General features: G+C 71.9%; 16 protein-coding genes. 8 read left to right on the top strand and 8 right to left on the bottom strand.

Annotated elements, in window-relative coordinates:
* Window positions 1-3 precede the first annotated feature (3 nt).
* Complete coding sequence (locus ACTJKO_RS15420) at window positions 4-561, top strand: arsenate reductase/protein-tyrosine-phosphatase family protein (protein ID WP_440690025.1); 558 nt, start codon at window positions 4-6, stop codon at window positions 559-561.
* A gap of 133 nt (window positions 562-694) precedes the next feature.
* Here ACTJKO_RS15420 and ACTJKO_RS15415 read toward each other — a convergent pair whose 3' ends face one another.
* Window positions 695-1,942 (bottom strand): MFS transporter, encoded by a 1,248-nt coding sequence (locus ACTJKO_RS15415; protein WP_440690024.1) that lies wholly within the window; start codon window positions 1,940-1,942, stop codon window positions 695-697.
* Between the two features lie 54 nt (window positions 1,943-1,996).
* Here ACTJKO_RS15415 and ACTJKO_RS15410 point away from each other — a divergent pair, with 54 nt between their 5' ends.
* The 3 genes from ACTJKO_RS15410 (at window position 1,997) to ACTJKO_RS15400 (ending at window position 3,684) form a co-directional block, all read left to right on the top strand.
* On the top strand, window positions 1,997-2,767 hold the full coding sequence (locus ACTJKO_RS15410) for an AraC family transcriptional regulator (RefSeq protein WP_440690023.1): 771 nt from the start codon (window positions 1,997-1,999) through the stop codon (window positions 2,765-2,767).
* Between the two features lie 209 nt (window positions 2,768-2,976).
* Window positions 2,977-3,306, top strand: a complete 330-nt coding sequence (locus ACTJKO_RS15405) for a hypothetical protein (RefSeq protein WP_440690022.1) — start codon at window positions 2,977-2,979, stop codon at window positions 3,304-3,306.
* Between the two features lie 51 nt (window positions 3,307-3,357).
* Entirely contained in the window at window positions 3,358-3,684 is a 327-nt protein-coding gene (locus ACTJKO_RS15400) for a hypothetical protein (protein ID WP_440690021.1), read from the top strand.
* A 39-nt stretch (window positions 3,685-3,723) separates the two neighbouring features.
* Here the strand turns inward: ACTJKO_RS15400 and ACTJKO_RS15395 are convergent, their stop codons facing one another.
* From ACTJKO_RS15395 to ACTJKO_RS15385, 3 genes are read right to left on the bottom strand one after another with little or no spacing between them, the layout of a single operon-like run.
* Window positions 3,724-4,455: an SOS response-associated peptidase gene (locus tag ACTJKO_RS15395; protein WP_440690020.1), complete on the bottom strand. Its 732-nt coding sequence runs from the start codon at window positions 4,453-4,455 to the stop codon at window positions 3,724-3,726.
* A gap of 33 nt (window positions 4,456-4,488) precedes the next feature.
* Window positions 4,489-5,199 carry a hypothetical protein gene (locus ACTJKO_RS15390; protein WP_440690019.1) on the bottom strand — a complete coding sequence of 237 codons (711 nt, stop codon included), beginning with the start codon at window positions 5,197-5,199 and terminating at the stop codon, window positions 4,489-4,491.
* Window positions 5,192-5,827 carry a hypothetical protein gene (locus ACTJKO_RS15385; RefSeq protein WP_440690018.1) on the bottom strand — a complete coding sequence of 212 codons (636 nt, stop codon included), beginning with the start codon at window positions 5,825-5,827 and terminating at the stop codon, window positions 5,192-5,194. Before ACTJKO_RS15385 ends, ACTJKO_RS15390 begins: the two co-directional genes overlap by 8 nt.
* A gap of 62 nt (window positions 5,828-5,889) precedes the next feature.
* Between ACTJKO_RS15385 and ACTJKO_RS15380 the strand changes: the two genes are divergently transcribed.
* Complete coding sequence (locus ACTJKO_RS15380) at window positions 5,890-6,276, top strand: YchJ family protein (RefSeq protein ID WP_440690017.1); 387 nt, start codon at window positions 5,890-5,892, stop codon at window positions 6,274-6,276.
* Here ACTJKO_RS15380 and ACTJKO_RS15375 read toward each other — a convergent pair.
* Window positions 6,269-7,153 carry a shikimate dehydrogenase family protein gene (locus ACTJKO_RS15375; RefSeq protein ID WP_440690016.1) on the bottom strand — a complete coding sequence of 295 codons (885 nt, stop codon included), beginning with the start codon at window positions 7,151-7,153 and terminating at the stop codon, window positions 6,269-6,271. The two genes, ACTJKO_RS15380 and ACTJKO_RS15375, sit on opposite strands and share 8 nt — an antisense overlap.
* A 56-nt stretch (window positions 7,154-7,209) precedes the next feature.
* On the opposite strand from ACTJKO_RS15375, the gene ACTJKO_RS15370 reads away from it, so the two are divergent.
* Window positions 7,210-8,220 carry an iron-siderophore ABC transporter substrate-binding protein gene (locus ACTJKO_RS15370; protein WP_440690015.1) on the top strand — a complete coding sequence of 337 codons (1,011 nt, stop codon included), beginning with the start codon at window positions 7,210-7,212 and terminating at the stop codon, window positions 8,218-8,220.
* A 65-nt stretch (window positions 8,221-8,285) separates the two neighbouring features.
* Here ACTJKO_RS15370 and ACTJKO_RS15365 read toward each other — a convergent pair whose 3' ends face one another.
* Window positions 8,286-8,690, bottom strand: a complete 405-nt coding sequence (locus tag ACTJKO_RS15365; protein WP_440690014.1) for a DUF1304 domain-containing protein — start codon at window positions 8,688-8,690, stop codon at window positions 8,286-8,288.
* A gap of 101 nt (window positions 8,691-8,791) precedes the next feature.
* Between ACTJKO_RS15365 and ACTJKO_RS15360 the strand changes: the two genes are divergently transcribed.
* Window positions 8,792-9,115, top strand: coding sequence for a chorismate mutase (locus ACTJKO_RS15360; protein ID WP_440690013.1), 324 nt, complete (start codon window positions 8,792-8,794; stop codon window positions 9,113-9,115).
* A complete protein-coding gene (locus tag ACTJKO_RS15355; RefSeq protein ID WP_440690012.1) occupies window positions 9,112-10,191 on the top strand; it encodes a lactonase family protein in 1,080 nt (359 codons plus the stop codon). The genes ACTJKO_RS15360 and ACTJKO_RS15355 overlap by 4 nt, the downstream gene beginning before the upstream one ends.
* A 30-nt stretch (window positions 10,192-10,221) precedes the next feature.
* On the opposite strand, the gene ACTJKO_RS15350 is transcribed toward ACTJKO_RS15355, so the two are convergent.
* Window positions 10,222-11,142 carry a 2-hydroxyacid dehydrogenase gene (locus tag ACTJKO_RS15350; RefSeq protein ID WP_440690011.1) on the bottom strand — a complete coding sequence of 307 codons (921 nt, stop codon included), beginning with the start codon at window positions 11,140-11,142 and terminating at the stop codon, window positions 10,222-10,224.
* 10 nt (window positions 11,143-11,152) lie between these two features.
* Window positions 11,153-13,555: a phosphoribosylformylglycinamidine synthase subunit PurL gene (gene purL, locus ACTJKO_RS15345; RefSeq protein WP_440690086.1), complete on the bottom strand. Its 2,403-nt coding sequence runs from the start codon at window positions 13,553-13,555 to the stop codon at window positions 11,153-11,155.
* Window positions 13,556-13,575 lie beyond the last annotated feature (20 nt).

Raw genomic sequence — 13,575 nt, 5'->3', positions numbered from 1 at the left:
GCCATGCGGGTCCTGTTCGTCTGCAGCGGCAACATCTGCCGTTCGCCGCTCGGCGCACAGGTCCTCGTGGCGCGGCTCGGCCGTGACGCCCCTGGGTTCACGGTCGAGTCCGCCGGCACCATCGCCGAGGACGGCGCACCGATGGACGCCGCCGCCGCCCGGCAGTCCGTGCGGCTCGGCGGTGACCCCTCGGCACACGGGTCGCGGTACCTGACCGAGGCGATCGCCGCAGGTGCCGACCTCGTGCTGACCGCGGAGCGCTCGCACCGTGCGGCCGTGGTGTCGCTCGCACCACGGGCAGCGAAGCGGGCGTTCACGATCAAGCAGTTCTCCCGCGTGCTCGAAGCGCTCGAGCCCGCCGACCTGGCCGGTGTCGCCACCGCGGAGCAGCTCGTGGAGCGGGTCGCGCGGCTCCGGGGGACCGTGCCGCCGCCCGCCGACCCCGCGGACGACGACGTCGACGACCCCTACCGCCGGTCCGAGGCGACGCACGTGCGCGTGGCGGACGAGATCGGCGCGGCGCTCGGGGTGGTCGCGGACGCGCTGCGCGCGGTGCGCTGACGCGGCGGGCGCGTGGGTGCGCGCGTTGCGCGCCGGGCGCGTGGGTGCGCCCGTTGGCGCGTTCGTCGTTTCGCGCTGAGCGCGCGAAACATCGCGAGAGCGCGCGGACCGGCGCCCGCCCCGTCCCGGTCCGCTACCGGCGCGCGAGCACGTGCCGGTCCCGGCTCGCCGCGACCCCGGCGACCAGCTGGACCACCAGGAGCGCCAACAGGACCACGATCGGCACCGCCCAACCCCCGGTCGCCGTGTGCAGCAGCCCGATGCCGAGCGGCCCGAGCCCTGCGAGCAGGTACCCCGTCCCCTGCGCCATGGTCGACAGGTGCGCGGTGTGCCGAGCGTCGGGCGATCGCCACACGATGTAGCTCAGCGAGAGGCTGATCGCCCCGCCCTGGCCGAGCCCGAGCAGGGTCATCCACAGCCAGGCTCCAGCCGACGGAGCGACGAGCAGCCCGCCGAACCCGACCGCGCAGAGCAGCACCACGGCGAGGACCGGCACCCAGCTCGGGCGGAGTCGCCGCGCGATCGCCGGGCCGGTGACGCCCGTGAGGATGCCGGGCAGGCTCGAGTACGCGAGCATCAACCCGGCCTCGTGCGCTGGGACCCCGGCGTTCTGCAGCACCGTCGGCACCCAGGTGAGGAAGGCGTAGTACGACAGACTCTGCAGCCCCATGAAGCCCGTCACGGCGATGGCCACCGGGTCCCGGAAGAGCCGGGCGAACGTCGGCTCGTCGGCTGCCTCGGCGGGGGAGTCCGCTACGGCCCGCGATCCCGGCGCGTGCCCGGGGTTCCGGAGCGCACGCGGTAGCCACACCACGAACGCGACGACGGCCGGCACCGCCCAGAACGCCAGGGCAGGGCGCCAGGACCCGAACGCGGTCATGAGCGGGACGACCGCCGCGGACGCGATGGCGGCGCTGAGGAAGAGCGCCGTCGAGTAGAGCCCCATCATGAGCCCCACGCGGTGCGCGAAGTCGGTCTTGATCGCCGCGGGCATGAGCACGTTGGCGACCGCGATCGCCGCACCAGCGAGCACGGTCCCGCCGTAGAGCGCCCAGCCGTGCGGCTCGAGCCGGAGCGCGATGCCGAGCGCCAGGACCGCCATGGTGAGGCCGAGCAGCCGGTGGAGGCCGATCCGCCGTGTGAGCACCGGGGTGAGGAACGCGAACGCCCCGAACGCGAACACGGGGATCGTCGTGAGCAGGCTCGCGGCCGAGGGGGTGAGGTGCAGCGTCCGTTCGATCGCCCCCAGGACCGGGCCGGCGGACGCGACGCCCATCCGCAGGTTGAGCGCAACGAGCATGAGCCCAGCACCGACGTACCAGGCGGCGAGGACTCCGCGTCGGGATGCGGAGGTCGGGACGGGGACGGAAGCGGTCGTCATGCTCCGATCAGATCACCGCTCGCCCGCGGCCCGGAACACGTACGCTGCCTCGTGATGTCCGTTTCCAGCCAGGACCTGTCGCGTCTCGTCGACGACCGTACCGAGGCGGCGTTCTGGTTCGCGCACGCGGAGACCGTCCCGCCGCACGTGCACCCGCTGGGGCACCTCGTCCACGCCGCGACGGGAGTGCTCTCGCTCATCACCGACGACGGCGCGTGGATCGCCCCGCCGAACCGCGTCGCGTGGGTCCCGGCCGGCGCTGAGCACCGGCACCGCGCACACGGCGAGACGGACATGCGGGTCGTCTACCTCGCCGCGGACGACGCCGTGGCCCTGCCCGGTGGTCCGGCGGTCCTCGCCGTCTCCCCGCTCGCTCGGGAGGCGCTGCTCGCCATCACGACGCCGGCGCCGCGGACCGAGACGGCCCGGTCACACCTCCGCGCGGTCATCGTCGACGAGGTCGCCTCCGCGCCCGAGCAGCCGCTCCACCTGCCGGAACCCCGCGACGCCCGGCTGCGTCGGGTGGTGCGTCGAGTGGAGCGGGACCTCACCGAACCGGTGGCGCTCGCCGAGCTCGCGGCCTGGTCCGGGGTAGGGGAGCGCACCCTGACGCGGCTGTTCCGCGAGGAGACGGGGATGGGGTACCGGCAGTGGCGGCTGCAGTTGCGCGTGCACCGTGCGCTCGTGCTGCTCGCGGGTGGGATGAACGTCACTGACGTCGCGGCAGCGTGCGGGTGGGCGACGACCAGCCAGTTCATCGACCAGTTCACCCCGCTCGCCGGGATGACACCCGGGGCCTACCGACGGGCGGCACTCCAGCCCTGACCGTTGGGCGGAATGGACGGGAAACGAGTACCCCGATCGGGCGCCTGTACCCCGGAAGTGCGACGTACAGCCCCGGAATCCCGGGATGTCGGGATGCACCGCATTGACGGAACCCGTGAATCCTCGGGCATCGGTGGCATGGCATCGGCCTCCTTCCGTAGCCTTGGGGTGTCAGCAGATGTACCCCGATCGTGAAGAAGGAGAGCGACATGACCACCACCGTCCCCACCGACACCCGAGCCGAGGTCACGCTCGACACCGACACGGTCGACACGATCGCGATCCTCGAGGCCCAGGCCGAACCGCACTCCCGGCCCGAGCGCGCCAAGCTCTCCTGGACCCAGGAAGAGGACGGCGAGTGGGTCGCGAACTACGGCGGCTACTTCGGCGGCTCGGTCGACAAGCGTGACGGCCGCTACGTCGCCTCCGACACCTTCGGCCTCGTCGTCGGCGACTTCGGGTCGCTCGAGCAGGCGCAGGCGGAACTCGCTGACCAGCTGCACGTCATGCTGCCGTCCGTCATCCGGCCCGTCGACTAGTCCGGCGCACCGCACCACCGCTTTTCCCGCACGACCGCAAGGAGCACCACGATGAGCACGACCCTCGCCAATCGTCCCCAGGCCGAGGTGACCCTGGACACCGCCACGATCGAGGTCATCGCCGAGATCGAGGCCGAGGTCGTCGCTCCCCGCTCCGCTGCCCCGGTCCGCATCACCTGGTCGCAGCCGGACACCGGCCTCTGGGCGGCGAACTACGGCGGCTACTACGGCGGGACCGTCGACCAGCAGGGGGCGCACTACTTCGTCTCCGACACCTTCGGTCAGTACGTCGGGGACTTCCGGTCGCTCGAAGAGGCGCAGCAGCGGCTCGCCGACCGGCTGCACGTGGTCCTGCCCGACGTGATCCGCGCCTCCTGACCCGCTCTGCGGGCTCCCAGCGCCGGCCGCGCCGCGCTCCTACGCGACCGGCTCGATGAGCTGGGGCCCGTCGTTCTTCACGCTGTTCACCGCGCGCGACACCTCGTACTGTTCGAGCCCCGCGGCGACGGTCAGCGACTCGTGGTCGAGCAGCGACAACAGATCGTCCGCGCCCAGGCTGCCGTCCAGCCAGTCGTCGTAGCCGTCCGGCGTCAGGAACGCCGGCATCCGGTCGTGCACCTCGCCCGGTGCGACGTGGGCGTCGCGGGTGATGATCGCGAGTGACAAACGCCACTTGTCCGGGTCGCCCTCGGGCTTCGTCGGGTCGGGCCAGGCGCTCACGACGCCGGCCATCGCCAGTGCGCCTCCGGGCTCGTGGACGAAGTGCGGTTCCTTGCCGTCCGCGCGCACCACCCACTCGTAGTACCCCTGGGCGGGCACGATGCACCGGTTCGTCGCGAACGCCCGCTTGAACATGCCGCTCGTCGCCACGGTCTCGATGCGTGCGTTGATCGGCTTCGGTCGCTGCTTCTGGAAGTCCTTCGCCCAGCTCGGCACGAAGCCCCAGTTGATCCGTGGGAGTTCCCGCTGCCCGTGCCGCTGCCGGACCGCGAACACCTCGTCCGTCGGGGCGACGTTCCAGCTCGGGACGAGGCCGGTGCCGACGACGCCCGTGTCCTCGTCGACGTGCTCCGTCCGGTCGGCGAGCTCACCGATGAGTTCCGGCAGCAGATCGGCTGTGGTGTCGCTGACGACGAACCTTCCACACATGCGCCCAGTGTGCCCGCCCCCACCGACACCCGCTCACTCCCCGGGCAGCCCCAGCTTGCTGCCGGTGGCACTGCCCGGGCGACCACGTCGCACCGGCGGTGGAACGGGCGGCAGTGCCTCCGCCTCGACGCGGAGCTGCTCCTGTCGTCCGAGCGTGCGAGTGCCGCCGATCGCGGACGTCGCGCCGCTCAGCGGGAGGAGGAGCCAGAGCGGCCAGGCCGCGACCATGGAACCGCTGCCCGCATCGCTCGTGGACACGTCGAAGAGGACCGCACCGAGCAGGCCGCTCGCCCAGCCGCCCAGGAGGAGGTAGCCCCGGAAGGCGGAGCGGACCAGGAGGTCGCGAGTGGTCGGCATCCCGTGGAGCACGGCGTCGCGATGGGCCGGTTCGACGGGGGGCGGGTTGCGACGGTAGTAGCGGGCGATCGCTTCCTGTGTCCGCCACCCGAAGCCGGGGATCGGAGGCACGCCCCAGCCCTTCGGTCCGATCGGGACGAAGCACGCACCGATGAGTCCGATCCCGCTCGCAAGCAGGACGGCCGCCACGACGGCGGTCACCGGGACCGTTGCGGCGTCCCAGTCGCCGGACACCGTGCCGAGGAGCAGCAGGCCGGCGAGCACGACGACGGCGACGACGACTCCGACCACGACGACCCGCCGGCGGCGCCGTGGGCTGACGAGTTCGGGGAAGCGCTCGCGGAACACCCGCCACCCGAGTCTGAACACGAGGTTCCGATCAGGCACCGGGCGCCTCCACCCTCGGACCGGGTGCAGACTCCGAGGCCGCGAGTGCCGAGCGCCGCGCCCGCTCACTGCGCCCGAGCTCGACGAGCAGTTCGGGGAGCGCGACTGCGTAGGAGAACGGCAAGAGCGCGGTGAACCAGTTCGTTTGCTCGGTCAGCAGCACGGCGACGCCCCAGCAGAGGAGTCCCGTCGCGCCGGCGCCGAACCGGACGGTCCGCCGGATCAGGCTGCGCTGGAGCAGTCCGACGTCGCTGATGACCGCAGCGGCGTCCTCCGGCCGGACCGTCCGCGCACGGCGGAGCAGGTAGGGTCCGACCGACTGCCGGACGTACGTCTGCGAGTCCGGACGGATCCGCCGGCCGTTGATGGTCGCGGAGGGTGCGGGTTCGTTCGCCGTCGGGCAGCATGCGTACACCGCGAGGCCGACGCCGACTGACGCGAGGACGAGGACCGCGATCGTTGGACCCGTGCCCACGCCCGTCCAGTCGACCGTGACCTGCAGCCATGACAGGCCGATCGCTGCCAGCGCTGCAGCGCCGACGGCGAGCCAGGAGGCGCGGCGCACCTTCGCGGGGTCGCGCACCTCGCCGAGGCGCTCGCGGAACACCCGCCACCCGAGTCTGAACACGAGGTTCCTTCTACTCGGCGGAGCCGAGAATCGTCCGCCAGCGGATCGGCTACGGTTCCGGGGTGATCACGGACGAGACGCGCTGCCCCTGCCTCAGCGGCAACCCCTACGGCGAGTGCTGCGCGCCCCTGCACGCCGGGGCTGCCGCTCCCACGGCGGAACGCCTCATGCGCTCGCGCTTCACGGCGTTCGCGCTCGGCCTCCCCGAGTACCTGCTGCGCACCTGGCACCCGACCACGCGCCCGGCGTCGCTCGAGCTGGACGCCGACCAGCGGTGGACGCGCCTGGACATCGTCTCGACGCGTGCCGGAGGCCCGTTCGACTCCCGGGGCACGGTCGCCTTCCGCGCGTGGTGGCGCTCGGGGACCGACCGCGGAACACTCGAGGAGACGAGCGAGTTCGTCCGCGAGAGCGGCCGCTGGTACTACGTCGACGGCGTGGTCAGCTGACCGACCGGTCGTCCCCGCCGATCACCGGCGGCAGACCCACGGAGGCGCGCATCGCCCGCCGCACGTCGGCCTCCGACGGCAGCAGTTCGTCCTGGTCCCCGCTGAGGAAGAACCGGATCTGGCCGAGCGCCTGCTCGGACAGCATGTCGAGGCCGTTCAGCACGCGCCCTCCGGCGGCAGCCCACCTCGTCGACGCCGCGGTCGGCCACGGCTCGTAGGCGACGTCGAAGAGCACGGCGTCGGAGCCGGACGGGACGAGGTCGAGCTCGTCGGCGGCGCCCCCGGGCAGCGTGGACAGCACGAAGCCGTGGTGCGTGCCGGGCAGCTCGGTGAGCGGGAGCACCTCGAGCGAGATGCCTTGGCGGACGGCCAGGTCCACGAGCGCACCGGCCTTCGCGGTGTCCCGGAGGAAGAGCCGCACGAGGGAGGCCCCGAGCCGGACGGCCGCGGTGAGGGCGCTCGCCGCGGTGGCCCCACCGCCGAGGATCGTGGCCTCGCCGGGCAGGTGCCCGAGCGCCTCGACGGGGCGTACGAGCCCCTCGACGTCCGTGTTGGCCCCGTACCGCAGCACGGTGTCGCCCGAGCGCCGGAACGCGACGGTGTTCGCGACGCCGAGCTCGTCGACCAGCGGGGTCGTCCGGTCGAGCAGGGGCAGGACCTCGCGCTTGAGCGGCATCGTGAGGCTCAGCCCGCGCCACTCCGGACCCAGCCCCGCGACGAACGCGTCGAGGCCGCCGGACGCGACCTCGTGCCTCCCGTACGTGAAGGGGAGCCCGAGCACGTCGTAGGCCGCTGCGTGCAGCGTGGGGGAGAGCGAGTGCGCGATGGGGGAGCCGAGCACCGCAAGACGGGTGCGGTCCGGGTCGGAGTACGCCACGGTCCGTCAGCCTATCCGCGTGCCCCAGCACGCGCCGTTAGGTTAGGCTTACCTACGTGATCCGTACTCCCCACCGTCTCCGCCGAGCGGTCGCCGCAGTCGGCGCCGTCGTCGCAGCGTCCCTCGTCCTCGCCGGCTGTGCCTCCGGTTCCGGTTCCGACGCGTCGTCGTCCTCCTCCGGATCGGCGTCCGAGGGCCAGTTCCCGGTGTCCATCACCACGGCGCTGGGCACCACGAAGATCGACTCCCAGCCGAAGCGCGTCGTCGCCCTCGGGTGGGGCGACGCCGAGACCGCCCTCGAACTCGGCGTCCAGCCGGTCGGCGCGAGCGACTGGCTCGCCTTCGGCGGCGACGGCGTCGGACCGTGGCTGAAGGGCGCGTACGACAAGTCGCCGAAGATCATCCAGACGCTCGAGCCGAGCTACGAGGACATCATCAAGCTCAAGCCCGACGTGATCCTGGACGTGAAGTCCTCGGGCGACAAGGACCGCTACGCCAAGCTCTCGGCGATCGCGCCGACCGTCGCGATCCCGAAGGGCGGGGAGAACTACCTCGCGACGACGGAGCAGCAGACGACCATGATCGCGAAGGCGCTCGGGAAGGAAGCCGAGGGCAAGAAGCTCCTGTCCGACCTCGACGACGCCTACGCCGCCGCCCGCAAGGCCCACCCCGAGTTCGCCGGCAAGACCGCCGTCGTCGGTGCCTACACGTCGGAGGGCTTCGGGGCGTACGCGTCCACGGACAGCCGCTCGACGTTCATGCGGAAGCTCGGATTCACGATCCCGAAGGCGATCGACGAGCAGGCCGGCAAGGCGTTCTCGGTGCACCTGTCGGACGAGAACCTCGACCTGCTCGACGCCGACCTGACGTTGATCCTGCCGATCTACGTCGACGCGTCGAAGGCCGAGTCGGACCCGCTGTTCCAGAAGGTGCCGTCGGTCGAGGCCGGGCACGACATCGTGTTCGACGACCCGGACGTGTCCTCCGCGTTCTCGATGGGCACCACCGCGGCGATCGAGTGGGCGCTGAAGAAGCTGCCGGACGAGTTCGCCGCGAAGCTCGGCTGATCGACCCGGGGCGGACTGGAGGCGCGGTGTCTGCTGGCACCGCGCCTCCGGTCGTGAAGGGACGGTCAGACCCCGAAGGTCGACCCGAGGAACGCGAAGAGCAGGGCGATCAGCGGGAACGAGCCCTGCACGAACGCGGAGTTGAGGTAGCGCCGACCCGTCCCGGCGAGGATCACCGCGGCTCCGAGCATCGACGCCGTGGAGAACACCACGAGCGTCCACCCGCTCGCGCCGTTGCCCGCGATCACGAGGACGACCCCGAGGAGCGCCCCGATCGCGAGGAACAGGTTGTAGAAGCCCTGGTTGAACGCGAGCGAGCGCGTCGCCTGCACCTCGGTGTCGGACGAGAGCCCGAAGATCCGGCGGACCCGCGGGCTCGTCCAGGCGACGGACTCGAGGAAGAAGATGTAGACGTGCACGACGGCCGCGAGGACCGCGCACACGCTCGAGATCACCAGCAGGACGGACATGGCTTCCATTCTCGCAGTTCCGACGGGGTGCTCAGGTCCCACCCAGCTCCGACGGACGTAACCGACACGTGACGAACGGCTCCGGCCGTTAGGCTTCCGGCATGAGCGACGACGACACCACGCCCGAGTACGACCCGGCGGCCGTCGCCGAACTGCACAGCATCCGGCAGAGCATCGACAACATCGACGCCGCCGTGATCCACATGCTCGCCGAGCGCTTCAAGTACACGCAGCGGGTCGGGTACCTCAAGGCCGCCGCCGGGATGCCACCGGCAGACCCGGGGCGCGAGCAGGTCCAGGTCGCGCGACTCCGGTCGCTCGCAGCGGAGTCGCGCCTCGACCCTGCCTTCGCCGAGAAGTTCCTCAACTTCATCGTCGCCGAGGTCATCCACCACCACGAGCAGATCGCCGGCGGCGACGAGTGACCGACCAGCTGCCGTCGCTGCTCGTCGGTTCCTACACGGCCACGGGCGGCGGCACCGCGACGGGCATCTCGTGGGTGCCGGGCGGGCCGGTCGACGCCCTCCCGGAGGCGCGGACGGTCGCGGTCATCGACGACCCGTCGTTCCTCGCCGTCTCCGGCGACCGTGTCTACGCGGTGTCCGAGACGACCCCGGGCACGGTCTCCGCGTTCCGCCGCGACGGCGCCTCGCTCGAGCACCTCTGGGACGCGCCGTCCGGTGGTGACGCCCCGTGCCACGTGCGGGTCGACCCGTCCGGCACGCTCGTCGTCACCAACTACACCTCCGGCACGGTCACCGCGGTGTCGCTCGCGGCCGTCGAGTCGCATGCCGCCTCGGTGCTGGCGAGCGACGGCCTCGTCGTCGCGCACGGCACCGAGGACCAGCTGACGGCGCCCGACACCTCGGTCGTCACCGCGGTCCTGCCCGACGTCACCGGACCGGTCGAGGACCGGCAGGACGGCCCGCACGCCCATCAGTCGATCGCGACACCGGACGGCACGGTGCTCGTCGCCGACCTCGGCGGCGACGCGTTGCACGAGTTCCGGGTCACGAGCGCACCGTCCGTCGAAGCCGTCGGCGTCCACCGGCTCACCCCCGGTGTCGGCCCGCGGCACATGGCCTGGTACGACGGCGACCTGTTCGTGGCCGGTGAGCTCGACGGGCGCGTGCACCGCCTCCGACGCGATGCATCGGGGACGTTCGCGTCGGTCGCCTCCGTGGCCACCTTCGACGGCGAGGTCGGCGCATCGCTCCTCAGCCACATCGAGGGCGACGACGCCGGGCGGGTGTCCGTCGCGGTGCGCGGCCGTGACCTGATCGTGGTGCTCGACGCATCCGACGGCGGGCTGTCGCTCGTCGGGAGCGCCGGGTCCGGTGGCGTCTGGCCCCGACACTTCGCGCGCGTGCCCGGGTACCTGCTCGTCGCCAACCAGATGTCCGACGCGGTGGCCGTGCTGCCGGTCGGGGACGACGGTGTGCCGGGTCCGGCGATCGCGCAGATCCCGGTGGGCTCACCGAGCTGCGTCATCCCGGTCTGACGTCCGTCGGTGCCGTCCCGGGGGCGAGCGTCAGCGGTCGACGACGTTCTCGAACGGACGGCCCTCCGCCAGCGCGGTCACCTGCCGGCGCATGAGTTCGATCGACCGCGGGACGCTGAGGTCGGTGTTGCCGCCGACGTGCGGCGTCACGACCGTGTTCGGCGTCGTCCACAGCGGGTGGCCGGCGGGCAGCGGCTCCGGGTCGGTGACGTCGAGCGCCGCCGAGATCCGCCCGGACCGCAGTTCCGCGACGAGTGCGTCGGTGTCGACGACCTTGCCGCGCGCCACGTTCACCACGAGGGCGCCGTCGGGCAGCGCCGCGAGCAGCTCGGCGTCCACCAGCCGCTCGGTCTCGTCCGTGAGCGGCGTGATGAGCACGAGGACGTCGGTCGTCGCCGCGAGCGCTGGCAGCTCGTCGAACGCGTGCACCTGCCGACCGTCCTGGACGCGCGCGGTCCGCGCGACGACGGTGACCTCGGTGCGGAAGGCCTCGAAGCGCGTGGCGATCGCGGACCCGATGGCGCCGTACCCGACGACGGTCACCCGACGGTCCGCCAACGAACGGGTGGTGCGGGCGTCCCAGACGCCGGCGGCACGGTCGGCCTGGAACGCGCCCAGTTCCCGTAGCGAGGTGAGGGCGAGCCCGACGGCGAGTTCGGCCGTCTCGTCGTCGTGGATGCCCCGGCCGTTCGCGAGCTGCGCGTGTCCGGGGACGTGCGGCACGGCGTGCTCGTAGCCCGCACTCGGCAGCTGCAGGAGCTGGAGGTTCGGCAGGTCGTGCACGTACTGCCAGCGGTGTCGGCCCGCGAAGTAGAACGGCAGCAGTGTGACCGCGACCTCGTCGGGGCGGGCGTACGGCCCCTCGACGTCCCACACGTCGAGCTCGACGCCGTCCGGCACGGGGCCGAACCGGTCGACGAGCTCGACGAAGGGCAGTGTGACGATCGTCATGCCGGCGGGGTCAGCCGTCGGTGCGCGGCGAGAACGTGCCGTCGGCGTCGAGCGGACCCCGACCGACGTAGCCCTCGGTGACGTCCTCGGCGACGACGTCCCCGAAGCGCGACGGGAGCGTGGCGGCGTGGGCGCCGCGCAGCTCGTCGATCGTCGCCTCGAACGCGCCCTGGACCTCGAGCGTGCCGCTCGTGGCGTCGGTGACGCCGATGCGGAGCACGGGGAAGCCGCGCCCGTCGCAGAGGCCCTGGAAGCGCACGTCGTCCTCGCGCCGGACGGTCACGATGACGCGACCGGTCGACTCGGAGAACAGCGCGGTCGCGGTGTCGACGCCGTCGCGCTCCTCGAGCTCGTCGAGGACGACCCGGGCGCCGATGCCGAACCGGAGCACCGACTCGGCGAGGGACTGGCCGAGACCGCCGTCCGCCAGGTCGTGCGCGCTGGTGAGCAGCTGCTCGCCGGCCGCAGCGTGCAGGAGGTCGGCGAGGGCCTTCTCGTGCTCGAGGTCGACCGCCGGCGGGCGTCCACCGAGGTGCCCGTGCACGGTGCCGGCCCACGCCGAGCCGTCGAGCTCGAGCGACGTCGTGCCGAGCAGGTAGATGTTGTGGCCGTCGTCCTGCCAGCCGGAGGGGACCCGCAGTGCGACGTCCTCGATCACACCGAGGACCCCGACGACCGGCGTCGGGTGGATCGGGGTGGTGCCGGTCTGGTTGTAGAACGACACGTTGCCGCCGGTCACCGGGATGCCGAGCTCCATGCAGCCGTCCGCGAGGCCCTCGACGGCCTCGGAGAACTGCCACATCACCTCGGGGTTCTCCGGGGAGCCGAAGTTCAGGCAGTCGGTGACCGCGGCGGGGACGGCACCGGTCACGGCGACGTTCCGGTACGCCTCGGCCAGGGCCAGACGCGCACCCTGCTTCGGGTCGAGCTGGCAGTACCGGCCGTTCGCGTCGGTCGCGATCGTCACGCCGAGGCCGGTCTCTTCGTCGACACGGATCATGCCGCCGTCGTCGGGGAAGGAGAGTGCCGTGTTGCCGAGCACGTAGGTGTCGTACTGGTTCGTGACCCAGTTCTTCGAGGCGAGGTTCGGCGAACCGAGCAGGCTGAGGAACTGCGCCTTCATCGCGGGGCCGTCGGCCGGGCGGTCGAGCGACGCGGCCGAGTCGGCCTGCAGTGCGTCGATCCACGTCGGGTAGGCGACGGGACGGTCGTACACCGGACCGTCGACGGCGACCGTGCGCGGGTCGACGTTCACGATCTCCTGGCCCTGCCAGTCGATGACGAGGCGGCCCGTCCCGGTGACCTCGCCGAGGACGCTGGTCTCGACCTCCCACTTGTCGACGACCGCGAGGAACTCGTCGAGCTTCTCGGGGCGGACGACCGCCATCATGCGCTCCTGGCTCTCCGACATGAGGATCTCTTCTGCGGTGAGCGAGGGGTCGCGGAGCAGCACGTCGTCGAGCGAGATGTGCATGCCGCCGTCACCGTTGCTCGCGAGCTCGGAGGTCGCGCAGGAGATGCCGGCCGCGCCGAGGTCCTGGATGCCCTCGACCAGCTCCTTCTGGAACAGCTCGAGGCAGCACTCGATGAGGACCTTCTCGGCGAAGGGGTCGCCCACCTGGACGGCCGGACGCTTCGTCGGGCCGCCCTCGGTGAAGGTGTCGGAGGCGAGGATCGACGCGCCGCCGATGCCGTCGCCTCCGGTCCGCGCACCGAAGAGCACGACCTTGTTGCCGGCGCCGGACGCGTTCGCGAGGTGGAGGTCCTCGTGCCGGAGCACGCCGACCGCCAGCGCGTTGACGAGCGGGTTGCCCTGGTACACCGGGTCGAAGTAGGTCTCGCCGCCGATGTTCGGCAGGCCGAGGCAGTTGCCGTAGAACGAGATGCCGCCGACGACGCCGTGCACGACGCGCGCGGTGTCCTCGTGGTCGATCGCGCCGAAGCGGAGCTGGTCCATCACGGCGACCGGTCGGGCGCCCATCGAGATGATGTCGCGGACGATGCCCCCGACGCCGGTCGCGGCACCCTGGTAGGGCTCGACGTAGGAGGGGTGGTTGTGCGACTCGACCTTGAAGGTCACCGCCCAGCCGTTGCCCACGTCGATCACACCGGCGTTCTCGCCCATGCCGACCATGAGGTTCTTCGTCATCTCCGGCGTGACCTTCTTGCCGAACTGCCGGAGGTAGTTCTTGCTCGACTTGTACGAGCAGTGCTCGGACCACATGACCGAGTACATCGCCAGCTCGCCCGAGGTGGGGCGGCGGCCGAGGATCTCGCGGATCTTCGCGTACTCGTCCGCCTTGAGCCCGAGGGCCTCGTACGGCTGCTCCTTGTCGGGGGTGGCAGCGGCGTCCTGCACGGTGTCGGGCTTCGGGCGAACGGAGGTCGTCACGGTGTTGTCGTTCCCTGTCACTGGAGTCGTGTTCGTCGACG

The organism is Curtobacterium sp. 22159 (assembly GCF_052045775.1).
Lineage (GTDB): Bacteria > Actinomycetota > Actinomycetes > Actinomycetales > Microbacteriaceae > Curtobacterium.
The sequence above is the reverse complement of the archived record's forward strand: the minus strand, read 5'-3'. Positions and strand labels throughout refer to the sequence as shown.

Excerpts from the sequence above, each read along its gene's own strand:
- ACTJKO_RS15420 (WP_440690025.1), top strand. The coding sequence starts at position 4 with ATGCGGGTCCTGTTCGTCTGCAGCGGCAACATCTGCCGTTCGCCGCTC.
- ACTJKO_RS15415 (WP_440690024.1), bottom strand. The coding sequence starts at position 1,942 with ATGACGACCGCTTCCGTCCCCGTCCCGACCTCCGCATCCCGACGCGGA.
- ACTJKO_RS15410 (WP_440690023.1), top strand. The coding sequence starts at position 1,997 with ATGTCCGTTTCCAGCCAGGACCTGTCGCGTCTCGTCGACGACCGTACC.
- ACTJKO_RS15405 (WP_440690022.1), top strand. The coding sequence starts at position 2,977 with ATGACCACCACCGTCCCCACCGACACCCGAGCCGAGGTCACGCTCGAC.
- ACTJKO_RS15400 (WP_440690021.1), top strand. The coding sequence starts at position 3,358 with ATGAGCACGACCCTCGCCAATCGTCCCCAGGCCGAGGTGACCCTGGAC.
- ACTJKO_RS15395 (WP_440690020.1), bottom strand. The coding sequence starts at position 4,455 with ATGTGTGGAAGGTTCGTCGTCAGCGACACCACAGCCGATCTGCTGCCG.
- ACTJKO_RS15365 (WP_440690014.1), bottom strand. The coding sequence starts at position 8,690 with ATGTCCGTCCTGCTGGTGATCTCGAGCGTGTGCGCGGTCCTCGCGGCC.
- ACTJKO_RS15360 (WP_440690013.1), top strand. The coding sequence starts at position 8,792 with ATGAGCGACGACGACACCACGCCCGAGTACGACCCGGCGGCCGTCGCC.
- ACTJKO_RS15350 (WP_440690011.1), bottom strand. The coding sequence starts at position 11,142 with ATGACGATCGTCACACTGCCCTTCGTCGAGCTCGTCGACCGGTTCGGC.